This is a genomic window from Dokdonella sp. (assembly GCF_044227025.1).
Taxonomy (GTDB): domain Bacteria; phylum Pseudomonadota; class Gammaproteobacteria; order Xanthomonadales; family Rhodanobacteraceae; genus Dokdonella_A.
In genome coordinates, this window is record NZ_JBGAFX010000002.1 from 248573 (window position 1) to 271072 (window position 22500).

The 22500-nt window shown below is 66.6% G+C and carries 23 protein-coding genes; 17 read left to right on the forward strand and 6 right to left on the reverse strand.

The window, feature by feature from the left end; translation table 11 throughout:
• Positions 1–33: 33 nt before the first annotated feature.
• From rlmD to ACILRJ_RS05435, 6 genes are all read left to right on the forward strand, one after another.
• A complete protein-coding gene (rlmD, locus tag ACILRJ_RS05410) occupies positions 34–1329 on the forward strand; it encodes a 23S rRNA (uracil(1939)-C(5))-methyltransferase RlmD (protein ID WP_395681161.1) in 1296 nt (431 codons plus the stop codon).
• A gap of 130 nt (positions 1330–1459) precedes the next feature.
• Positions 1460–1960 (forward strand): CYTH domain-containing protein, encoded by a 501-nt coding sequence (locus ACILRJ_RS05415; protein WP_395682040.1) that lies wholly within the window; start codon positions 1460–1462, stop codon positions 1958–1960.
• Positions 1961–1972: 12 nt separating this feature from the next.
• Complete coding sequence (gene nagZ / locus ACILRJ_RS05420) at positions 1973–2992, forward strand: beta-N-acetylhexosaminidase (protein ID WP_395681163.1); 1020 nt, start codon at positions 1973–1975, stop codon at positions 2990–2992.
• A 1-nt stretch (position 2993) separates the two neighbouring features.
• Positions 2994–3536 carry a hypoxanthine-guanine phosphoribosyltransferase gene (locus ACILRJ_RS05425; RefSeq protein ID WP_395681165.1) on the forward strand — a complete coding sequence of 181 codons (543 nt, stop codon included), beginning with the start codon at positions 2994–2996 and terminating at the stop codon, positions 3534–3536.
• A complete protein-coding gene (locus ACILRJ_RS05430) occupies positions 3533–4279 on the forward strand; it encodes an S-methyl-5'-thioinosine phosphorylase (protein ID WP_395681167.1) in 747 nt (248 codons plus the stop codon). The genes ACILRJ_RS05425 and ACILRJ_RS05430 overlap by 4 nt, the downstream gene beginning before the upstream one ends.
• 310 nt (positions 4280–4589) lie before the next feature.
• Positions 4590–5450: an alpha/beta hydrolase family esterase gene (locus ACILRJ_RS05435; RefSeq protein ID WP_395681169.1), complete on the forward strand. Its 861-nt coding sequence runs from the start codon at positions 4590–4592 to the stop codon at positions 5448–5450.
• A 46-nt stretch (positions 5451–5496) separates the two neighbouring features.
• Here the strand turns inward: ACILRJ_RS05435 and ACILRJ_RS05440 are convergent, their stop codons facing one another.
• The 4 genes from ACILRJ_RS05440 to ACILRJ_RS05455 are packed head-to-tail and all read right to left on the reverse strand — an operon-like array spanning position 5497 to position 9323.
• Positions 5497–7260: an ABC transporter transmembrane domain-containing protein gene (locus ACILRJ_RS05440; RefSeq protein WP_395681171.1), complete on the reverse strand. Its 1764-nt coding sequence runs from the start codon at positions 7258–7260 to the stop codon at positions 5497–5499.
• 52 nt (positions 7261–7312) lie between these two features.
• Positions 7313–7906: an IMPACT family protein gene (locus ACILRJ_RS05445; protein WP_395681173.1), complete on the reverse strand. Its 594-nt coding sequence runs from the start codon at positions 7904–7906 to the stop codon at positions 7313–7315.
• A 5-nt stretch (positions 7907–7911) separates the two neighbouring features.
• Positions 7912–8775 (reverse strand): hypothetical protein, encoded by an 864-nt coding sequence (locus ACILRJ_RS05450; protein ID WP_395681175.1) that lies wholly within the window; start codon positions 8773–8775, stop codon positions 7912–7914.
• Positions 8772–9323 (reverse strand): RNA polymerase sigma factor, encoded by a 552-nt coding sequence (locus ACILRJ_RS05455; protein ID WP_395682042.1) that lies wholly within the window; start codon positions 9321–9323, stop codon positions 8772–8774. Before ACILRJ_RS05455 ends, ACILRJ_RS05450 begins: the two co-directional genes overlap by 4 nt.
• A 66-nt stretch (positions 9324–9389) precedes the next feature.
• On the opposite strand from ACILRJ_RS05455, the gene ACILRJ_RS05460 reads away from it, so the two are divergent.
• From ACILRJ_RS05460 to ACILRJ_RS05485, 6 genes are all read left to right on the forward strand, one after another.
• Entirely contained in the window at positions 9390–10010 is a 621-nt protein-coding gene (locus ACILRJ_RS05460; RefSeq protein ID WP_395681177.1) for an RNA polymerase sigma factor, read from the forward strand.
• 5 nt (positions 10011–10015) lie between these two features.
• Positions 10016–10777 carry a hypothetical protein gene (locus ACILRJ_RS05465; protein ID WP_395681179.1) on the forward strand — a complete coding sequence of 254 codons (762 nt, stop codon included), beginning with the start codon at positions 10016–10018 and terminating at the stop codon, positions 10775–10777.
• Between the two features lie 19 nt (positions 10778–10796).
• A complete protein-coding gene (locus ACILRJ_RS05470; RefSeq protein ID WP_395681181.1) occupies positions 10797–12032 on the forward strand; it encodes a HEAT repeat domain-containing protein in 1236 nt (411 codons plus the stop codon).
• Complete coding sequence (locus ACILRJ_RS05475) at positions 12032–13033, forward strand: HEAT repeat domain-containing protein (protein WP_395681183.1); 1002 nt, start codon at positions 12032–12034, stop codon at positions 13031–13033. Before ACILRJ_RS05470 ends, ACILRJ_RS05475 begins: the two co-directional genes overlap by 1 nt.
• 81 nt (positions 13034–13114) lie before the next feature.
• Positions 13115–14677, forward strand: coding sequence for a choice-of-anchor Q domain-containing protein (locus tag ACILRJ_RS05480; RefSeq protein WP_395681185.1), 1563 nt, complete (start codon positions 13115–13117; stop codon positions 14675–14677).
• A gap of 455 nt (positions 14678–15132) precedes the next feature.
• A complete protein-coding gene (locus tag ACILRJ_RS05485) occupies positions 15133–16095 on the forward strand; it encodes a hypothetical protein (RefSeq protein ID WP_395681187.1) in 963 nt (320 codons plus the stop codon).
• 94 nt (positions 16096–16189) lie between these two features.
• On the opposite strand, the gene ACILRJ_RS05490 is transcribed toward ACILRJ_RS05485, so the two are convergent.
• Positions 16190–16423 carry a hypothetical protein gene (locus ACILRJ_RS05490; protein ID WP_395681189.1) on the reverse strand — a complete coding sequence of 78 codons (234 nt, stop codon included), beginning with the start codon at positions 16421–16423 and terminating at the stop codon, positions 16190–16192.
• A 273-nt stretch (positions 16424–16696) separates the two neighbouring features.
• Between ACILRJ_RS05490 and ACILRJ_RS05495 the strand changes: the two genes are divergently transcribed.
• The 3 genes from ACILRJ_RS05495 to ACILRJ_RS05505 all read left to right on the forward strand — a co-directional run bounded on the left by ACILRJ_RS05495 (position 16697) and on the right by ACILRJ_RS05505 (position 19790).
• A complete protein-coding gene (locus tag ACILRJ_RS05495) occupies positions 16697–17638 on the forward strand; it encodes a diguanylate cyclase domain-containing protein (RefSeq protein WP_395681191.1) in 942 nt (313 codons plus the stop codon).
• 53 nt (positions 17639–17691) lie between these two features.
• A complete protein-coding gene (locus tag ACILRJ_RS05500) occupies positions 17692–18957 on the forward strand; it encodes a DUF3182 family protein (protein ID WP_395681193.1) in 1266 nt (421 codons plus the stop codon).
• Positions 18958–19055: 98 nt separating this feature from the next.
• Entirely contained in the window at positions 19056–19790 is a 735-nt protein-coding gene (locus ACILRJ_RS05505; protein WP_395681195.1) for a hypothetical protein, read from the forward strand.
• A gap of 10 nt (positions 19791–19800) precedes the next feature.
• On the opposite strand, the gene ACILRJ_RS05510 is transcribed toward ACILRJ_RS05505, so the two are convergent.
• Positions 19801–21186: a sigma-54-dependent transcriptional regulator gene (locus ACILRJ_RS05510; protein ID WP_395681197.1), complete on the reverse strand. Its 1386-nt coding sequence runs from the start codon at positions 21184–21186 to the stop codon at positions 19801–19803.
• Positions 21187–21386: 200 nt separating this feature from the next.
• On the opposite strand from ACILRJ_RS05510, the gene ACILRJ_RS05515 reads away from it, so the two are divergent.
• Complete coding sequence (locus ACILRJ_RS05515) at positions 21387–21806, forward strand: hypothetical protein (RefSeq protein WP_395681199.1); 420 nt, start codon at positions 21387–21389, stop codon at positions 21804–21806.
• 67 nt (positions 21807–21873) lie between these two features.
• On the forward strand, positions 21874–22179 hold the full coding sequence (locus ACILRJ_RS05520; RefSeq protein ID WP_395681201.1) for a hypothetical protein: 306 nt from the start codon (positions 21874–21876) through the stop codon (positions 22177–22179).
• Positions 22180–22500 lie beyond the last annotated feature (321 nt).

Below are 22500 nucleotides of genomic sequence, written 5' to 3' on the forward strand. Positions count from 1 at the left end.
CCTAGCCAGCGGGCGCTTTCTCTTTTGGATTCCATGCAAACCATCGAAGTCGACATTACCGACCTTTCCCATGACGGACGCGGCGTCGCGCGCATCGAAGGCAAGACCGTGTTCGTCGCTGGCGCCCTGCCGGGCGAGCGCGTGCGCCTCGGCCGCGTGCAGCGTCACCGCAACTACGATGAGTCGAAGGCGGAGGAAATTCTTGTCCGTTCACCGCAGCGCGTGGAACCGCGCTGCGCGCACTTCGGCACCTGCAGCGGTTGCAGCCTGCAACACCTCTCATCCGAGGCACAGATTGCCGCGAAACAACACGTGCTGGCGGAGAATTTCGAGCGAATCGGCAAGGTCGAGCCGGAACGCTGGCTCGAACCGCTGACCGGCGAGCCATGGGGCTATCGCCGCAAGGGTCGCCTGTCGGTGAAATGGGTTGCCAAGAAGGACAAGGTGCTGGTCGGCTTCCGCGAGGAAAACCCGCGCTTCGTCGCCGACCTGGAGCACTGCCATACCCTGCTGCCCGAAGTCGGCGAGCGGCTCGCCGATCTCGGCACGCTCATCGGCGGCCTGGAAGCGCGCGCGGAAATCGCGCAGATCGAAATCGCCGCCGGTGACGACACGGTGGCACTGACGTTCCGCAACCTGCGCGCGCTGTCTGACGGCGACCGAGAGGCACTGATCGCGTTCGGCCAGCGTCATCGTCTGGCGATCCTGTTGCAGCCGGGCGGACCGGACAGCGTGACGCCGCTGTGGCCGGCCGAGGTGGCGTTGTCGTTCCGCATCCCGGAACACGACATCGACATCGCATTCCGCCCGCTCGACTTCATCCAGGTCAACGCTGGCATGAACCAGCTGATGATCGCTCGCGCGCTCGCGCTGCTCGACCTGAGGCCGGATGACCACGTGCTGGATCTGTTCTGCGGACTCGGCAATTTCACCCTGCCAATTGCGCGCAAGGTCGCACAGGTCACTGGCGTCGAGGGCGAGGCCGCGCTGGTCGCGCGCTCGCGCGAGAATGCGGCGCGCAATGGCATCGTCAATGCGGAATTCCACGCCGCCGACCTGGCCGCCGACCAGCGCTCGACCGCATGGGCGCAGGCGCGCTGCGACAAGCTGCTTCTCGACCCGCCACGTTCCGGTGCCGCCGCCGTGCTCGACTACCTGCCACGCAAGGGCACCGGCCGCATCGTCTACGTGTCCTGCCACCCGGGCTCGCTCGCGCGCGACGCCGGCACGCTCGTCGCGCAACACGGCTTTCGCCTCGTCGCCGCCGGCGTCATGGACATGTTTCCGCACACCGCCCACGTCGAATCCATTGGCTTGTTCGAGCGTTGATGTTGGAAAGCCGAGAACCTGGAACACCCGCGCACACAGTGCACACGAAGGGAAGGCGTAGAGTATTTTCCGGCATTTTCTTTCTGTGCCCTGTTTGCTTCGTGTCTTCAATCCTTCCGGTTCTAAAATGATGGCGATCGAAATCGAACGAAAATTCCTCGTCACCGGCGACTCATGGCGCGCGCAGGTCTCGCGCAGCGAGTCGATGGTGCAGGGCTATCTTGCCGGACCGCCGGCGGCGCGCTGCTCGGTGCGTGTGCGCCTCGCCGGCGACGTCGCGTTCCTCAACATCAAGTCGGCGACGCCGGGGGTGGTGCGCGACGAATACGAGTACGCGATACCGTCCGTGGATGCGCGACGCATGCTCGATACGCTGGCGGGCAACGTCGTGGCGAAGGTTCGCCATCACGTCGATGTCGACGGGCACCGGTTCGAAGTCGACGAGTTCGGCGCCGAGAACGCCGGCTTGGTCGTTGCCGAGATCGAGCTCGTCGCCGTCGATGCCGCGTTTCCGCGACCGGTATGGCTTGGCCGTCAGGTCAGCCATCTCGAGCGCTACTACAATCTCCACCTTGCGACCCATCCCTACGCTCGCTGGAGTCCGGCCGAGCGCAATGCAGACGACGCCTGATACGATCCCGCCATGCTGATCATCGGAATTCCCGGCAAGACCCTCACCGACGCGGACCGGCGCCAGCTCGCTGCGCCGCAGGTCAGCGGCGTGATCCTGTTCTCGCGCAATTTCGACAGCCGCGACCAGGTCACCGCACTGATCGACGACATCCGCGTCGCGCGTCCCGAGCCATTCCTCGTGTGTGTCGACCAGGAAGGCGGCCCGGTGCAACGTTTTCGCGAAGGATTCACCCGGCTCCCGGCGCTCGCGCGCATCGGCGAGCTTTACGAACGCGACGAGCCGGCGGCGATCCGCGCCGCCGAAGAACACGCTTGGGTGATGGCGAGCGAAATGCGTGCGATCGGCATCGACATCAGTTTTGCGCCGGTCGTCGATCTCGCCTGCGGCAACCGCGCCGTTGGCGAACGCGCGTTCCATGCGGATCCGCAGATCACGTCGGAGCTTTCGCAGGCGTATCTGCGCGGCATGCGCCTTGCCGGCATGGCGGCGACCATCAAGCACTTTCCCGGCCACGGCACGGTAGCCGAGGACACCCATTTCGACATGGCGATCGACCCGCGCCCACTCGACGAATTGCGCGCAAGCGATCTCGTTCCATTCGCCGATGCGGTCGCCAGCGGTGCGGAAGCGGTGATGATGGCGCATGTCACGTATCCCGCCGTGGACGCGCTCGCGGCGGGCTATTCGCGTCGCTGGATCGAGGATGTGCTTCGCGGCGAACTTGGTTTTCGCGGACTCGTGATCGGCGACGACATCGGCATGGCCGCGGCCGAGCACGTCGGCGGCATTGGTGCGCGCATCGCTGCGCATCTTCTGGCCGGCTGCGATCTGCTGCTCGCGTGCAGTCCGGCGATCGTCGACGAGGCGATCCTGGCGAGCGCGCATGCGCCGCCATGCGAAGACGAGCGCCTCGCCCTGTTGCAGGGCACGGTGGCGCAGACGTGGGACGCGCTGACGGACAATCCACAACGCGACCGGTTCATCGCGCGGCTTGCCGAGCTCGATCATGACAACGCAGCACGGACCTGACATGGGCACACCGAAACTCGAAGACGCGCTTGCGCGTGCCGACCTCGTCCACGATCGCGCGGTGCTGGAGAGCGCGATCGAACGCATCGGCGGTGAGATCGATGCGCTGCTGGCGGGCACGCCCGCGGTGTTCCTGACCGTCATGCAGGGAGCGCTCGCGTTCGCCGGGCCGCTTGCGACGGCGATTCGCGCACCGCTGACGTTCGACTACGTGCATGCGACGCGCTATCGCGGCGCGACCAGCGGTGGCGAACTTCTATGGATCAAACAGCCGGCGATCTCGCTCGCCGGCGCGACCGTGCTGCTGGTCGACGACATCCTCGACGAAGGCCACACGCTCAAGGCGATCCGTGACTTCTGCCTGGAGCAGGGTGCGGCGCGCGTGCTGCTGGTAGTGTTGTGCGAGAAGCGCCACGGTCGCGGCGCAGGTCTGAAGGCCGACTTTGTCGGCGTCGAAGTGCCCGACCGCTACGTGTTCGGCTTCGGCATGGACTATCACGAGCAGGGCCGAAATCTCGCGGCGATCTACGCGGTGGACGCATGAGCCGACATATCGACCTCGCTCTCATTGGCGGCACCGGACTGTACAAGTTCCCGGGTTTCGAAGGCGCGGAGCGCCATGCGGTCGACACGCCGTACGGCCATCCGTCCGACAGTGTCGTGGTCGGCAAGCTCGGCAAGCGCCGCCTGGCGTTTCTCGCCCGTCATGGCGAATCGCACACGATTCCGCCACACCGGGTCAACTACCGCGCCAACGTGTGGGCGCTGCACCACCTCGGCGCGCGCCGCGTGGTCGGCGTCAATGCCGTTGGTGGCATCCGCGACGACATGGGCCCGCGCGTGCTCGCCATCCCCGACCAGCTCATCGACTACACGAGCGAACGACTGACCAGTTTCTGCGACGTTGCCGGTGCGGAGGTCAAGCACATCGATTTCAGCGAGCCGTATTCGGGTGCCCTCCGGCGCGACCTGCTCGCGGCCGCTGCGCGTGCCGGCATCGAGGTCGTCGATGGCGGCTGCTACGGTGCGACGCAGGGCCCACGCCTCGAGACGCGCGCTGAAATCGCACGCATGCGCCGCGATGGCTGCGACCTGGTCGGCATGACCGGCATGCCGGAGGCCGCGCTCGCGCGCGAACTCGAACTCGACTACGCCTGCATCGCGCTCGTCGCGAACTGGGCTGCCGGCTGCGGCGACGAAGCAGAGATCAGCCTGCCCGAGATCTTCGCGAATCTGGAGGCGGTGACCGCCCAGGTTCCGCGCATTGTCACCGCGCTGCTCGGTTGAGCTGATTCGCACCGCTTCGCGGTGGGCGTTCCGCTGCGCTCAACACGGAGAGGGTTGAATTCGGAACAACCTTCCGCAGGCGCGACATCGGAGCGCATGGCGCGTATGCTCCGGGCGAATTCCCGGGGAGGGGATCGCCATGTGTCGTATCGTCGCTTCGACTACGCGGGTTCGACGTCCCGGGTTGCCTGCAGGCCTGTGGTCGCTCGCATTCTCGCTTGCCTGCGCCTGCGCCTGCGCGTCGCCGGCGCAGGCACAATGCGAAGATGTGTTCGCCGACGGATTCGACGCAGGAGCTGCCGCTGCGCCCGTGTCCGGCTCCGGCACGATCCAGACCAGCGATGGCGCGACGCACGTCTGGTATTACCGCATTCCTGCGCACGCCGCGCCGCCGCACGGACATCCGGTGCTGATCTGGCTGCATGGCGATGGTGGCACCGGCAACGGCTACGGCAGCGGCTTCTACCCGTACACCGATGCGGACGCGGCGATCCTCGTGACGCCGAGCGGTGCCAACCAGACCTGGACCCATGCGGCAGGTGACCTCGCCGGCCAGCCGCAGGATTCGCAATTCATCAGTCGCCTCATAGACGCAATGATCGCGAACGGCGTCGCCGGACAGCCAATCGATCCCGACCGCATCTACGTCGGCGGCGAGTCGCGTGGCGCCTACATGCCGTACTACCTGCTGCAACGTCCGTCGACGATGTTGCGATTCGCCGCCGTTGCGGTGAATGCGGGCCTGCTCTACTGCCAGGCGGGCGATGCCGACTGCGAAGTCGACAACTCGATGCCGACCAATCACGCCGCCGCGACGCCGATCCTGCATCTGCACGGCACCAACGACACCGCGGTCGAGCCGCCACCGACCGCCCTGTTCCACAACCCGATCGATTGGAACGACGATTGGCGCGTGTTCTTCCCGATGAAGTTGTGGGCGACCCAACATGGCTGCTTCGGCGGCGACAATTCCACCGGACAGGACGACGGCGTGCTGCAGGAGACCTACACCGCGAACACGCATCCGGCGCGCCGGTACGATCTCACGGGTTGGGGCGAGGCATGCAGTCGCTACCAGCTGATCCTGGTCGAGGATGGCGGGCATGTGATCGGTGGCCAGTACCAGCGCATCTGGTCGTTCCTCAAGGGCTACTGCCGCGCAGGGGGGTGATGCGCGCGGGCAGGATCGCCGCGGACCGCGGCACGCGCGGTGCGGCCTACGCCGCGAATTGCAGGCGCGCGAGTTCCGCGTAGAGGCCGCCCGCACGGACCAGCTCCGCATGAGTTCCCTGCGCGACGATGCGCCCGCCATCCATCACGACGATGCGATCGGCACGCTGCACGGTCGCGAGGCGATGCGCGATCACCAGCGTCGTCCGCCCCTGCTTGAGGCGTTCGAGCGCCTGTTGGATCAGGTGCTCCGACTGCGCGTCGAGGCTCGAGGTCGCCTCGTCGAGCAGCAGCACCGGCGCATCGCGCAGCAACGCACGTGCGATCGCGATGCGCTGCTGCTGGCCGCCGGACAGGCGCACGCCGCGCTCGCCGAGATAGGTCGCATAGCGATCCGGCAGTGCCTCGATGAATTGGTGCGCTTCCGCCGCACGCGCCGCGCCGACCACCTGCTCATCGCCTGCGCCGGTGCGCCCGAAGGCGATGTTGTCGGTGGCGCTCGCACCGAACAGCACGGCGTCCTGCGGCACCAGTGCGAAACTGCCGCGCAGTTCGGGCAGGGCCAGCGCGCGCAGGTCGTGGCCGTCGAGCGTGATGCGCCCGTCGAGCGGATCGTAAAAGCGCAGCAGCAACTGGAAAACGGTGGTCTTGCCGGCGCCGGACGGACCGACCAGCGCGACGGTCTGGCCGGGTTCTATGTCGAGCGAAAAGTCATGCAGTGCCGCACGATCGGGTCGCGACGGGTAACGGAACTCGACTTGCTCGAAGCGGATCGCACCGCGAGCAGGTCGCGCGATTGCCTGCGCCTGCGACGGCGAGGTGATCGCCGCGCGCGTGTCGAACAGGTCGCCGATGCGGCCGAGCGCACCCGCAGCGCGCAACACCTGGCCCCACACTTCGCTCAACGCGCCGACCGAACCGGCAGCGAATACCGCGTACAGCACGAACTGGCTCAGCACGCCGGGCGCCATCGTGCCGGCCATGACCGCCTTCGCGCCGGCCCACAGCACGAGCGTGATCGCGCCGAACACCAGCAGGATGACCATCGCGGTCAACGAACCCGTCATCGCGATGCGCCGACGCGCGACACCGAGTGCACGCGACACCGCGTTCGCGTAGCGATGCGACTCCTCCGGCTCGCGCGTGTAGGCCTGCACCGTGTGCACGGCATTCAGGGCTTCGCTGGCGATCGCTGCGGAGTCCGCGATGCGGTCCTGGCTTTCGCGCGAGAGTTTCGACACGCGGCGGCCGAAAACCACGATCGGCAGCACCACTGCCGGGATCACCAGCACCGTGAAACCGGCGAGTCGCGGGCTGGTCCAGACCATCGCCGCCGCGCCGCCGATCAGGGTGATCACGCTGCGCAACGCGACCGACAGCGTCGAGCCGACCACGGTCTGCACCAGCTCGGTGTCGGCGGCGAGGCGTGACACCAGTTCGCCGGTGCGCGTGCTTTCGTAGAAGGTCTGGTCGAGCGTCAACAGATGGTCGTACAGGCGTCGACGCAAGTCGGCGGCAACGCGCTCTCCGAGCAGGCTGACGAAGAAGAAACGGGCCGCGGTTGCGACCGCGAGCACGGCGGAGACGACGAACAGGCCGAGGAAGCTCGCGTTGATCGCGGCGGTGTTCGCCTGGGTGAAGCCGTGGTCGATCATCACCCGCACCGCTTGCGGCAGGGTCAGCGTCGCGGTCGAGGACAGGGCGAGGAAGCCGAGCCAGCCCGCGATCAGGCCGCGGTAGGGCTTGAGGAACGGCAGCAGGCGGGTCAGCGAGCGGAGCTTGCGCGGTGGATCGGCGGTGGTGTCGGTCATCGGGCAGGCAGGCGCAAGGGATGGCCGAGAGATGCGGCTCGCCGGGCCAAGTTCAAGGCGAGATCTCGCAGCTTCCGCGCCCGCGGGTCAGGTCGCTGACGAAGGCTGCGAGCGCGTCGAAGCGGCTGCGCGCGACCTCGACCGCCAGCGAGACACCCTCGGCCGAGCCGTGTTCGTCGATGCGGCGCGCATCGAAGTCGCGCAGGCGCGCATACAGCAGAGGAGCATCGGCGAATGCGCATGTGATCCGCGCCCGCACACGCTCGATGATTTCCATGCGCTCGGCCACACGCAGACATTCCGCCGCACAGCCGCCGTAGGCACGTGCGAGGCCGCCGACGCCGAGCTTGATGCCGCCGTACCAGCGCGTCACCACCACCGCGACGCGATCGAGGCCTTGACCGTCGATCGCGGCGAGGATCGGTCGCCCGGCACTGCCGCCTGGCTCACCGTCGTCGCTGAACCGGTACAGGGCGCCGACGCGCCACGCCCAGCAATTGTGGGTCGCCTCGCGGCTCGCGACGCGCGCGACATGCGCCATCGCGGCGTCCGCCGAGTCGACCATGGCCGCCTGCGCGAGGAATCGGCTTTTCCTGATCTCCTGCTGCAGGCTGGCATCGCCGCGCAGGGTGGATGTCACGTTCATCGGGATCAATCGAGCAGCGCGCGCAACTTGTCCGGCAGCGCATGGCGCGGATGCGCATTGTGGAACAGGCGCAGGCTTTCGATCGCCTGCTGTCGCCGTCCCTGTCGCAGCAACTGTTCGATGTGTGCCAGCCAGGTATCCGGGTCGAGCTGCATGTCCCGGCGCAGTTCGACCGAGCTGCTCGGTGACGGTGCTGCGTTCGCGCGGCGCTGCGGTTCGAGCTTGTCCGCCGCGGAATCCTTCGCGGTGATGCCGACGCTGCCGCCGGCGCGTGTTTCGCCGGTATCGCGCTGGTCGCGTTCTGCTGCGGACGCGGGAAATGCTTCCGGCGCCTCTGCGGGCGCTGCCGCGGGAGCGGGCGGTGGCGGTGGCGCGGCGGGTGCGGGTTGCGTCGTCACCGGTGTGATGGCTTTCGGTTTCGCCACCCCTTTGGCTAGCGGCGGCGCGGGTTTCGCAGCGGGTGCAGGGGCGGGCGCAACCGCCGCGTCCTGCATCGGCGCGGTTTCCTCGTGCGCACGCTGGCGCGTCGATTCGGTGATCGGCGCCACCGGGACGAAGCTAGGACGCGCAGCCGCCGGCGCGGTCGCGGCGGGCGATGGCAACCGGCTGTCCTGCCGCAGCGCATCCTGGCCGACATGCCAGGCGAGGCCGGCGGCGAGCACGACGCCAGCGGCCGAGCCGATTCCGAACAGCCAGCGCTGGCGCCGCGGCGTGTAGCCGTGCACCGCGCGCGCGGCTTCGCCGAGCACGCTGCGATCAAGTCGCCGCGGCGGTTCGGCCTTCGGCAGGCGCCGGTACAACGCGCCGAATTCGCCGCCGTCGTCGGCGAGCAGGCGCTCGAGTTCGCGATCCGGATCGTGCGTGCTCATGCCTGGAACCTCGCACGGATGCGCGCGAGCGCATAGCGCAGGCGCGACTTCACGGTTTCGCGACCAGCCCCGGTGATCTCGCCGATCTCGTCGAGCCCAAGGCCGCCCTCGATGCGCAGCAGGAAGGCCACGCGCTGCTCCTCGGGCAGCTCTTCCAGCGCAAGCTGCAGACGCCGCCGCTGCTCGAATTCGCTCAGGGCGCGCTCGGGTTGCTCGGACTCGGGGGCGTCCAGGTTGCGCATGATCGCATCGGTTTCCTCTTCCGAAGCCTGCGGGCGCTGGCGGCGGAAGCGGTCGATGACGAGGTTGTGGGCGATCTGCAGCAGCCAGGTCGTGAACTTGGCTTCGGGGCGATAGCGCTCGCGCGCGACGATGAGGCGGCTCCAGGTCTCCTGGAACAGCTCGTCGGCATCGGCGCGGTGGCGCAGCGTGCGCAGCAGGAAGCGGTACAGCGTGCCGCGGTGGCGCCGATAGAGCGTCTCGAAGGCGAGCAGATCGCCTCCGGCGTATGCGAGCATCAGCTCCTCGTCAGGTCTCGGGTCCCCCATCTGCCGAGGGTACGGCATAGCGATGGGCAACGTCACGACCTCGGGTGGGAAGGTAGCCTGTGCAACGTGCCGGGGCACCCGGCGGGGTTTGCTAACCGGAAGCCGCCAGCGTGCATCCAAGGCCCCATGACTGACGACGAAGCGCGCTGGATAGCCAGGGCAGGCGAGGGCGATGCGGTCGCATTCCGGCGCCTGGTCGAGGTGCACGCGGGCGCGCTCTACCGCGTCTGCGCGCGCATTACCGGCGACAAGGCGATCGCCGAGGACGCCGTGCAGGAGGCGCTCGTGAACGCCTGGCGCCACCTTAAGGACTTCGATCGCCGCGCGGCATTTTCGACCTGGCTGCACCGGATCGGCATCAACGCGGCGCTCGAGCAGTTGCGTCGGCGCGGCCGCGGGGAACTGGCTTTGCCGGAAGGCGACAACGAGGACGACCCCGTCGCCGCCGTGGCCGAGAGCGCCGCCGGCCCGGAACGGCACGCGCGCAGCGCCGAGATCCGCCGTGATGTCGAAGCCGAACTGGCGCGCATGAGCGTGCTCGAGCGTACCGCCTTCGTGCTGCGCCATCACGAGGGTCAGTCGCTGGAGGACATCTCGGCGGTCCTCTCATTGAATGTCGGTGCCTGCAAGCAGGCGATCTTCCGCGCGGTGCGCAAATTGCGCCTCGCACTCGAACCCCTTGGGTAACGAACATGAATCCGATCAGCGACGACGACCTCGTCCTCCATCACTACCGCGACGGCCTCGAACCACGGGAGATCGCGCGCATCGATGCAGCACTTTCTGCGTCGGCCGAGTTGCGCGCGCGCCGTGATGCCTTGTTGCGCATGCTTGCCGCCGTCGATGCGGCGCCCGTGCCGGAGCCGGCTGCCGGTTTCGAGGTGCGTCTGTGGCGCAGGATCGAGCCGCACATCGTGCGCCCCGCCGTGCAGCCACGCAGCGCATGGAGTGAGCGCCTGCGCGCATGGCTCGCGCCGCCGATGCTGGCGTGGGCCGGTGCCAGCGTGATCGCGCTTGCGGTCGGCCTCGGTTTCCTGGCGGGGCGGCAAACGGCACCGGAACCCGATGTGGTCGCGCAGGCGCGCGCCGACGAGAGTGCGATGCGCGTGCTCGACGCCTACGTCTCGGCGCACCTGCGTGCGACCGAGGGCGTGCTGCTGACCGCAAGCAACAGCGACAGCGCCGAACTGCTCACCGGCAACCGCGAGCTCGCCGCATCGCTGGTCGATGCCAACCGCCTGTACGCACGCGCGGCGACGCGCGCCGGCAACACGCAACTTGCCGATTTCCTGCGCCAACTCGAACCGGTGCTGATCTCGCTGGCTAACCCGCCGGTGTCGACCGGCATCCAACGCAATGAAGGGTTGCGCGACTACCTGCATGCAACCGACCTGCTGTTCCAGGTGCGAGCAACCAAGGCGCGTCTCGATGGCAACGGCAATCGCCGCACCTGATTCCGGGAGAACGTTCACGATGAAGATCATTCCGACCGTGCTTGCTGCCGCCCTCGCTCTCGCGTTCGCCTCGAACGCTGCGCGCGCGGCGAGCGAAGGCGACATGGCACCTGCCGACAAGGCAGCCAACCAGCTCTATTGGCAGGGTCAGGCGGCCCTGAAGATATCCGATTGGCCGACCGCGCTGAAGCGTTTCACCGAACTGGAACGCCTGCTGCGCGAAAAGGAGCCGCACAGCGCCGATGCCGCGCTGTACTGGGAAGCGTATGCGCTGACCCATGCACGGCGCACCGCGGAGGCGAAAGCCGCGCTCGACAAGTTGCACCGCGAGTTCCCTGACAGCCGCTGGAACAAGGATGCCGATGCGCTCGCGCAGCAAGCGGCGCCGTCACCGCCAGGAAGCGTTTCCGGCGACGACGAGGACCTGGCCGAGGTTGCGCTCGAGGGATTGATGAGCGCGCCACCCGAACGTGCGTTGCCGCTGCTGAAGAAGGTCATGCAGGGCAACCATTCTCTCAAGATCAAGAAGCGCGCGCTGTTCGTGCTGAGCCAGCTGGACGACAGCGCCGGCCTCGATCTCGTCGTCGACGCGGCGAAGGGCACGACCGACCCCGAATTGCGCGGGGAGGCGATCCGCATCCTCGGCATCAGCGGCGAGGATCGCGCGATCGAACGCCTGCGCGAGATCTATGCCTCAAGCAAGGACGCACACGAGAAGCGGCAGATCATCGAGGCGTATCTCGTCGCCGATCGCAAGGACCTGGTCCTCGCGGCCGCGCGCGGCGAAGCCGACCCGGGCGTTCGCGCGCACGCGATCCAGACGCTTGGCGCGCTGGATGCCTCGGAGGAACTCAAGCAGCTGTTCGACGTGACGACGGACGACGCCAACCGTCGCGCGATCATCGAAGCGCTCGGCGTGGCCGGCAATTCCACTGCCCTGGCGGCGATCGCCGGCAACGCCCGGCAGCCGGAGGACATCCGCATTGCCGCGTTGCAGGCGCTCGGCGTAGCCGGCGATCGTGGCGGCGGCGAGGCACTCGTCAAGCTGTACGCGCAGGCGAACACGCCGACGCTGCGTGATGCGGTGCTGCAGGGTCTGCTCGTATCCGGCGACAGCGACGCGGTGCTGAAGCTGTACCGTGATGCGAAGGGCGTCGACGAGAAGAAGGCGCTGCTGCGCACGCTGACGAGCATGGGTGGCGACGCGGCGATCGACGCGATCGAAACCCAACTCGACCAGCCGGAGAAGCCTTGATGAAACCGTGGATGATGGGTGTCGCGTTCGCGGCACTGGGCATGGCGGATGCGTCCGGCGGGAGTGCGCTGCAGGCTCAGGTGGCGCAGGCGGACGGTTGGGTCGCGTGGCAGGTGCCGATGGTCGCCGACGCCGGCGCACCGTCCTGCTTCAGTTGGCGCCGCGGGAGGCCTGCGGAGAACGGGTGTGATCTCGACGCGCGCGACTGGAATTTCGGCACCGACAGCAAGCATCCGCTGCACGACTCTACGCTCGCGGTGTATGCGCACGTCGCCAAGGGGCGCATCGACCGCGTGCGTGCGGTTGCCTCGGCCTGTCGCGTCGAGAGCGCTGGTGCGATTCGTCGACTCGACGCGGTGATGCCGGCGCAAAGCGTCGCGTTGCTGGCCGACTGGCTCGCCGACACCGATGCCGCGCGCAATGACGATGACTCCGCGCTTGCCGCGCTCGCCTATCACGCGGACGCCTCGGCGACGCGCGCGATCGCGACGCGTGCGGAGCCTGGCCATGCAGGGGAAGAGCGCGAGCAGGCGCTGTTCTGGCTTGGCCAGACCCGCGGAGTCGATGGCGTGGACATCGTCGAGCACTACGCCAGGACAGACGCCGATCCGGACGTGCGCGAAAAGGCGGTGTTCGCATTGTCGCAGTCGCACGCAGGCGATCCGTACGCGCGCATCCGCGCGATCTCGCGCAGCGATCGAAGCGGGCACGTTCGCAGCCAGGCCCTGTTCTGGATGGCGCAGATGGAGGATGCACGCGCACTGACGGACATCACGGCGGCACTGGCAGGCGAAACGTCGGACGATGTGCGCGAGCAGGCGGTGTTTGCGTTGTCCCAGCTCAAGGAAGGGCAGGCCGAGGATGCGCTGACGGCGGTCGTGCGCGGCGACTATCCACGCGAGACGAAGAAGCAGGCGTTGTTCTGGCTCGGCGAGTCGGGCTCGCCGCGCGCGATCCAGGCGCTCGACGAGGTACTCGCCGAACGCACGCCTGCACGGTAGGCGTGCAACGCCGGGCTGCCGAAGCCGTCACGTCCTCCACGGTGCGGTCGGAGTACGATCTGCGTCGAAGCGGAGGCCGTCATGCACAGGACGATCATCGTCAGCGGGCGCGCGTCGTTGATTCCGTGGGTCGCGCTGGCCGCGCCGTGCTCGGCGCTCGCGCAGCAGATCTTCGATTGCGTCGCGCCATCATCGCCGCCGCTGATTGCGCCGGTCGTGCTTGGAAACGGCAATGCCGGCAGCGTCACGACTGCGCAGTTGCAACAGGCGCTCGATGCGGGCGGATCGATCCGCCTGAACATCGGTGCCTCGACGCTGGTCGTGAATCCGACCCTGACGGTCACGCGTGCAAGCGTGCTCGACCTTGCCGGCGGGACGCTTTCGGGCGGCAATGCGCGGCGCGTGATCGAGGTGCAGAACCCATCGAATCTGTCTTACACGTTCGCCATGAAGAACGGGTCGGTCACATCCGGCAGCACGCCATCCGGTAGCGGTGCGGGTCTGTTCAAGGCGACCGGAGGGCCGTGGCAGGCAGTCACGATCCAGTTGTTCGACCTGCACTTCAGCAACAACCATGCAATCGCAAGCGCCCAGGACGACGGTGGTGGCGCGCTCTACGTCGTTGGTGCGGCCGAGCTTGCGATCGTACGTTCGGACTTCATCGGCAACAGCGGTTCGAATGGCGGCGCGTTGTACTCGCTCGGCTCGCAGCGCGTGAACCTGTATGACAGCACGTTCACCGGCAACACGGCGACGGGCAGCGGTGGCAACCCGGGCAATGGTGGCAACGGTGGCGCGATCGGTGTCGACGGCGACGCGCGTTTCGTCAATCTTTGTCGCGTACGCCTCGTCTCGAATGTCGCAAACGCTTACGGCGGTGGCTTGTACACCGTGACCTACAGCGGCGCCTCGTTCACGCGCCTGCAGGATTCAACCATGCAGGGCAACGCGAGCAGCGCGAGCGACAAGCTCGCCGGCGGCGCCTACATCCAGGGCAGTCCGATCGCGATCAGTGGCAGCACGTTCCGCGACAACAGCGCAAGCGGCTATGCCGGCCTCGCCTTGTTCGGTGCGGGTGGCGTGCTCCAGGGCAGCATCATCAATTCGACCTTCGTCGGCAACGTCGCCAACAACGGTCTGGGCGGTGCGATGTCGATCTCCGGCGCGACCGCGCTGACATTGCAGAACCTGACGATCGCGCACAACCGCGCACCGTGCGGTGTCTGTTTTGCCGGGGGCATCGCCAACGACAGCGGCGCCGCGCTGACCTTGCGCAACGCGCTGTTCGAGGACAACACGGGCGGCAACGCATTCAATCCATGGGCGATGCTGCATGCGGCCGCGAACGGCGCCGGCAACCTGCAGTGGCCGCAGACACGGCCCGGTTCCGGCGGTCAGCAGGAAAGCGCCGTAGCGCCCGGGACCCTGTTCGCAAACGCGAACCTCGCCGATCCCGCCACGAATGGGGGACTGACCGAGACGATGGCATTGCCGCCGGGCAGTCCCGGGATCGACGCAGGGGCGGCTTCTGGCGCGCCTGCGCACGACCAGCGTGGCGCATCGCGATTCGGCGCGGTGGATATCGGCGCGTACGAATGGCAGGGTGACCTGATCTTCCGCAACGGTTTCGACCAGGGAACCTAGAGACCACTGAACAACTGCGTGTGCCCGTCACCCGCGCGAAAGCGGAAACCCGGTTCTCTCAATGGTGCGAAGTCGCTGGATCCCCGGCGTTCGAGGCGATGACGAGAGTTGTAGCGGAGGGCGCCCGGCACAGCCCGCTTGCATCAGCACGCCATGCTCCGGCTGTGCCGGTTTCAGTGAGTGCGATTCGCCCAGGTCGTCGCGCAGATCACTCTCGCCCGTAGGTCGCGTAGTCCTTCCGGGGCGTCGCACGACGGACTAGACCCGCGCTGAACGGGGAAAGCGCTCGTTCATCGCATCTTTCGTCACTGGGGTCTATAGCTGAGACAGCGTGCTGGTGTCCGCACTGCGCGCTGGCGGGGAATCACCCGCCTGAATTCGCGCTCGCTGCGCATCCATTCCATGCGCGGCGGTCCGAGCCCGCTCCAGCGTTCACCTACGGGAGAACATCCGCCATGACACAGCATCCGCCTTCCATTCGCCGCGTGGGTTCCTGCCATCGCCAGCGACCCGTCGCATTGCACGGGTTCGTCCGAACCTTGGTTGGCGCTGTCGCCGCGCTCGGCTTGATCGCAAGCGCGCACGCCGCAGTCAATATCAATCAGCAGGGTCTCACCGGCGCATGGGCCAATCCTGCGACGAGCGGGCAGGGCATGGTGATCGAACTGTTTCCCGACCTTCTTTCGGTCGGCAACGGTTACATCTTCGGCTCGTGGTACACCTTCGATGCTACTGCTGGCGGCGCGGACCATGGGCGCTGGTACACCTACCAGGCCGAGGTGTTGGAGGGGTCGTCGCAGGCTGACGTGATCATCTACCGGAGCACGGGCGGCAGCTTCGCCACGCTCGGCGGCACGACCACGACAGCGGTAGGCACCGGCACCATCGCGTTCGACTCGTGCACGAGCGGCACTTTCAGTTATGTCTTCGACGACGGGCGGCGCGGCACGATTCCACTCGGTCGACTGATGATGAACGCGGCTTGCGAGAGTGCCGTCGATCCGCCGCCCTCGATCAACGGGGACTTCGGACTGTCGGGAACCTGGGCCGACATGTCGACGAGCGCGCAGGGCATGGTCATCGAAGTGAACCCGCGCAGCGCCAATGTGTTCCTCGGCTGGTACACGTATGTCGCGGGTGGTCCGCGCGACGCCAGCGGCCAACGCTGGTTCACCGCGCAGCACCCGTACACGGTGGGTGATCGCAGCATCGTTCTGGACATCTACCAGACGACCGGCGGCGTGTTCGACCAGAACGCGTCCACGCAGACCGTGCCAGTCGGCAGCGCGAACCTGACGTACACCTCGTGCACGAGCGCGGACTTCGACTACACGTTCACCGGCGGCGACCTCGAAGGTCGCAGCGGCACGCTGCACCTGTCACGCGTTGCACGGGCGCCAACGGATTGCGCGTTTTGACGCCTGGGAACCCGTTTCCCTAGGCGCGTTGGGCATCGTCGCGACAAGAGTGGCCGCGCGGCGGGCTCGGCATCGCGTCGAACCGCGCAAGGACTCAGGCGCGCATTGCGTCCTGGCGAGAGCGGAAACGCGCAAGGGCTTCCTTCAACGCATCGGTGCGGTCGCGCATCAATTTCAGCTTCACGCGTGCTTCAATCACCTTCACCCTGAAGGCCTCGCGCTCGCGCACGGAGACGGCATCCTCCGGCGCGGGATGGGAGGCCGCGGGTTCGGACTTCAATTGGACCAGCGCCGAGGTCCAGTCATTCGCATCGAACTTCGCCGTCATCGCTTCCTTCCTCTGCCTGTACGGCCCGCCTTGATCGCTGCCCGCATGGCAGATCGAAACCGTGCGTTCGCCTTCGGCACGGCGCCAATGTGGCCAAACATCGAGACGGGGACTGTGACGGCGGCCACGGGAACCGATTCAGGTGGCACGAGCGGTGGTGGCGGGGCGACGGACGCAGCTCCGATCGAGGCGGCAGCATCAAGCCATGCTGCAAGGCATGGCACACTTCGCGCGGGGTCCGGTCGATCGGACCGCTCCTTCGAGGTGGCAGGCATGGCGGGTTCCGGCTCCAGCACCAGAATCGATCCCGAGGTCTACAAGACCTTGCTCGAATCGACCAAGGCGATTCCCTGGAAGATCGACTGGAGCAGCATGAAATTCGCCTACATCGGGCCGCAGATCGAGAAGCTGCTCGGATGGACGCCGGAAAGCTGGATCACGGTGCAGGACTGGGCCGAACGCATCCATCCGGAGGACCGCGAGCGGGTCGTGTCGTTCTGTGTTGCGCAGTCGCAGGCGGGTGTCGACCACGAAGCGGACTATCGGGCGTTGACGCGCGACGGCGGTTACGTGTGGATGCGCGACGTCGTGCACGTGGTGCGCGACGAGAACCTCGCCGTCGAGGCGCTCGTCGGCTTCATGTTCGACATCAGCGAGCGCAAGCAGAACGAGGAACAACTGCTTGGCTTGCAGGCGGAGCTGCAGGACCTGTCCTTCAAGGACGCGCTGACCGGTCTCGCCAACCGGCGCCGCTTCGACCACGTGATGGAACGTGAGTGGACCGAAGCGAAGGCGAATCGCCAGCCGCTCTCGCTGGTGATGATCGACATCGACTACTTCAAGCAATACAACGACCACTATGGGCACCTGCAGGGCGACGCCTGCCTGAAGCAGGTCGCCGACCTGTTGTTCAGCGCGTCGAAGGGCGCGCACGATTTCCTCGCGCGCTTCGGCGGCGAGGAATTCGCTCTCGTGCTGCCGGGCACCGGCTCCGAGCCGGCACGCAAGATCGCATGGCGCTGTCGTGACGCGGTCGCGCGGGCGCGCATCGCCCATGCAGGGTCTTCGATCGGCGAGAACCTCACGATCAGCCTCGGCGTTGGAACGACGACTCCGAAGGACGACGAGGACGCGATGGCGTTCATCGACCTGGTTGACCGGCGCCTCTATCTTGCCAAGCAGCAGGGTCGCGACCGGATCGTCACGGAAGCCTGAGCATTCGATGCGATGGTTTTGGATCGCGCTGCAGGCTCGATTGGTCGGCCAGCATGCAATGCGGCCCGGTACGAATTGCATGGGACGTGAAATTTTTTCCGATCGGTTTCAGCCCTTGTTCTCTGGTGAGGCCGTTTTCCTCTGTGCGCGTATCTGGCACGCGATCTGCACAGGAAGCGGGAGGAAGCTGCCCAGAGAACGATATGACTGTTCAGGAGTCGTGTTTCAGGAGCATTGGTCGGGTCGAGCCGGTGACGCGCGCGAAGCACATCGCTGGCGCCGATGCGGCGTGCCTGAGCCACACGGCGGAGCGCATCGCGCGTTTGCTCCGATATGATTACGGCCGCGCGGGGAACCCCGCCACCGACACGCAACAGCGCGTCTATTTCGTGCCCGATCACCCGCTGACCGCGGTCGAGGCAGGGCGACTCGGCGTGTGCTCCGATAGCGACCTGTTTGGCGGCGTCGTGCCGCATGCTTTCGTCGCCACGCGCGCCGCGACGCATCCACCTGTTTCGGCAGATGCCCAGGTGCCTCAGAATTGGTCGTATGCACTCGCACGCATCATTTCCGGTTGCGTTTTGCGCGGCTTCAGCGCCTTCTCGCACGCCGATGCGCGGCTCGCGGCCCAACGGCTCCTGCGCACGGGGCCGATTCGGCTCGATTGCGGCGGCAGCGGAGCGTCACACGACATTCTTTGCAACATGGACGAATTCGACGAGGCTTTGAACGGGATTGCCGTTGTCGACTTCGCCACCCAAGGCGTGGTTGTGGAGCAAGCGCTGGCGGAACAGACGACCTACGTGGTCGGTCGCGCGCGCGTCGCCAATGAATGCGTGAGCTATGTCGGCACGCGACGCGCAGCGCGAATCGAATCCGGACGCCCGATCCACTCGGGCTGCGATCTTGCCGTCGTGGCGGGCGATTTCTCCGCGCTCGACAGCGTCGGTCTGTCCACCGAAGCGCGCCATGCGGTGCTCGCGGCTGCACGTTACGACCTGGCGATCTCGCACGCGTATCGTTCATCGTTTGCTTCGCGCCGCAGCTACGACGTCGTGCTGGGCCACGACAGGCACGGAAGCGCGCGCATGGGCGTGCGTGGACCGTCGTGGAGTGTTGCTGCGGAAAGCCCTGCGGAAGTTGCCGCGATGGCCGCGTTCCGCGATGTGCCGGGGTTGCGTTGCCTGCGCGCATCTACCTACGAAGCGCTCGGCGAAGTGCGGGATGTGCCGTCGGACGCAATGGTCTATTATCGAAGTGGCGGCGCAGACGGCGAGACGCTGACCAGGTACTGCACGATCGACGTGCACGGTTGCTGATGCACGCAGCCGCCAATGGAAGTCCCTCCTGGCAACGGCACGCACGTTTCCGGGTCGCAACCTGCACAGCGACATCCCCTTGGAGACATGCGGTGGCCATGGTGGCAACGAAGCAGACGCTGCAAGACAGGGTATCCCGACCGCCCCTGGTCGCCAGTGCCGAGACGCTCGGTCAGCTGGTCGGCCAGTTCGCGCACGACATCAACAACCAGCTTGCGGTGGTGCTCGCATCCGTGGAGCTCGCGGCGCGCGTTGATGACCGCACAAAGGCGCGCGAATTGCTTGCCGGCGCGGTGGCGGCGATCGAGCGCCAGCGGGTCCTGCTCGAAGCGATGGCGACCGCATCTGCCGCCTGTGCGAGCCCGCAGCGCATCGACGTTCACGCGCTGTTGAAATCCGCGCGCAGTGTGCTGGAAGGGCGGCTCGGTGCGACGACCTTGACGGTCGAACCATTGGCGCGCGATGCGATCGTGTTGTGCGACCCGACGTTCCTGCTCGACGCATTCGCCCACATGGTGGCGCAGGCGCATTGCGACCAGCCTGGCGATGCGCTGACGATCGAGACGAGCAATGGACCATCGACGCGCCACGATCGCGAACGGCAGGATCATCTGGTCCTGATCGCGCGACCATCCGGCGTGAATGCACCGGAGAGTCCGGAACATGCGTTCGCGCTGTTCTCCGAGTCGGATCGCAGCGGCGGGCTTGGCTTGGCGCAGATCAGCGACACGGCGCGGCGCGCGGGCGGCAATGCGACGCTCGAACGAATGGCCCATGGTGGTCTTGCGCTGCGCCTCGCGCTGCCGCTCGCCGCATTCCATACCGCCGATTGAAGGCAGCGTATCAGTCGGCTTTCTCGCCTTCCTCCGGCGGGCTACCGAGCAAATCGTCGTCGATGAGCCCCTGCGAGCGGTAGCGCAGCAGCCGGTTGTAGATGGTCTTGGTGGTGATGCCGAGCGAGCGGGCCGCTCGCCGTTTGTTGTTGCCGCTGGCGGCGAGTGTCTTGAGCAGCATTTCGCGCTCGATGTCCTCGAAACTCATGCCGACGGCGAAGCGAACCGATCCATCGCTTTCGGTCACCGCGCGCGGCGCGGCGTCGTCCGCGATTGCGATGACCTGACTGTCGGACAGAATGTAGTGCCGCTGCACGGCGTGGCGCAATTCACGCACGTTGCCGGGCCAGTTGCGTTCGGACAAACGCCGCAAGGCGGCGCCGTCGAATACGCGTTCGCTGCCGTAGCGCTGGTTGAGGCGTTCGAGAAAATGGCGGGCCAGCGGCGCGATGTCTTCGCGTCGCCCGCGCAGCGGCGGCAGCGCCAGCGGGAATTCCCCGAGCCGATAGTAGAGGTCGGCTCGCAGGTTGCCATTTTGGACTGCGAATTGCGGATCGCGGTTGGACGCCGCGACGATGCGCACGTCGACGGGAATCTCGCGCGTACCGCCGACGCGCGTTAGCGCGCGCGTCTCCAGCACGCGCAGCAGGTACACCTGCAGGTTCAGCGGCATCTCGGTGATTTCGTCAAGGAACAGGGTGCCACCTTGGGCCTGTTCGAAGTAGCCGGTGTGCGACTGCGAGGCCCCGGTGAACGAGCCGCGCTCGTGGCCGAACAACTGGCTGCTGAGCAGGTCCGGTGCGATCGCCCCGCAATTGACCGCGATGAATCGGCCCTTGCGGCCGCTCAGTTCGTGCAGGGCATTGGCGACCAGTTCCTTGCCCGTGCCGCTTTCGCCCTGCACGAACACAGCCACGTCGAGCGGAGCGACGCGGCGGATCTGTTCGAACAGTGTCCGCATTGCCGCGCTTTCGCCGACCATGCCGCTGATCGTTGCGCCGCTACGCGAGATGCGGGCCCGCGCGCGGGCATGCGCGTCAGACATGAGTCGGCCGAGAACTTCCATCGACACCGGCTTGACCAGGTACTCGACCACCGGCTTGCGCACGGCGCGTACCGCGCTTTCGATCGAGGGATGACCGGTGACGATCGCGATGCTGCCGTGCGCGGCGAGGTCGAGGTCGTCGATCAGGTCAAGGCCATTGCCATCCGGCAGCACCAGGTCGACGAGCAACAGGTCAAACTCGTGCTCCATGCTTGCATGGCGCGCTTCGGCAAGCGTTTCCACCGAGGTGACGCGGCAGTCCGAGAGACTCGCAAGTTCGGCAACCAGCGCGCGGAACGCGGCATTGTCGTCGACCACGAGTACCCGACCGAGGTCCTGCGAAGATCCCATGAAGCACCTCTTGTTACCGTCATCGGAACGCGCGCGGATTGCGCCACGATTCCTGCCGTGATCACGCGACGATACCTCATTCCGCACCGCGGGCCATCGATCGACGTGGTCAATTCCTCACGCGTTCGGACCCGCGGTCGAAGACGATACGTCCGCTCGCGTGCTCTGGCCGCATGGTCGCGCGGAAGCGCTGTTGCAGCGTGCGCAAACATTTCGCCGAGTGGGAAAAACTTCCTCGCCAATCGGTGCCAAATGGCCTGCTTGCGCGGGGAATTCCTAACCTGAATGGCTGGCACACCTCTCGCATTCAGGACAGTGAATCAATTCCGACCGCCATGGACATCGTCATGCCGAATCGCTCCCGACCCCGTCCCATCGGCGCCCTTTCAGGCGAACTGAGCATTCTCGCCGCGGGTGTGCACGCGCTGTTGATCGAGGGCGATCGCCTTGTCTACGCGGCGGACGACGGAAAGATCTATGCGGAGTCTCCGGAGGCAGCGACCGACATCCCGCTGCACTGGATTGCCGGCACATTCCGCCTCGGACAACCTTTCGAATCGCTTGTCGAGGATCTCAAGTGCCTGCGGGACGCGCGCAAGAAGGACTGGATACTCGATTGACGCGAGGCCAAGCATGACCATTCCAATCAATCCGACCGGCAGGTGGCAGACCGTCGCGACTTTCGAAGTGGACAATGCCGCTTCGACGCTGTACGCGCTGGCCATCATGTCGGAACCGGCCGACATCTACCGGATTGTTCCCACCTGGGAGTCGCCCGCCGGACGCCGCTGGTTCGACATCGCGGTCGACTTCACCGTTGGTGAGCGTCGCGCCGTACGCATCACGCAGGCGTTGATTGCTTCGCTCGAGCATTCCTCCAGGGACGGCGACATCGGCGCGTTTCGGCTCGTCAGCGGGCTCGAATGGTTGCAACTGGCCAATGCGCAGCTGGCGATGCCCCTGGATTTCCTGGAAGCCCCGCGCCCTTCGTGAGCGGCGTGGCGACGCCGCTTGCGGCCCCCGGTGTACTCCTCGATGGAAAAGCGGTGGCGAACCGCCCGCATGCAACAAGTGTGCGTTGCAAACCGGATCGACCACCTCCCTTGTACGCGACTTCCAGTGCCGCATGCCGCGCTCGCGTTCACAGCACCCGGCTCCCCTCGAAAAAAAAAGGACTGCCCCGAGGCAGTCCGAAAATCCGAGGCCTGATATGCGGGGTGCTGCGCTGGAGACAGGACCCGGGCATCTTGGGTGGGAGGGTTGGCAGGAACCTCGGATGATTGAAGCGTGGATACAGCCAAGCTGGGTGGAGTG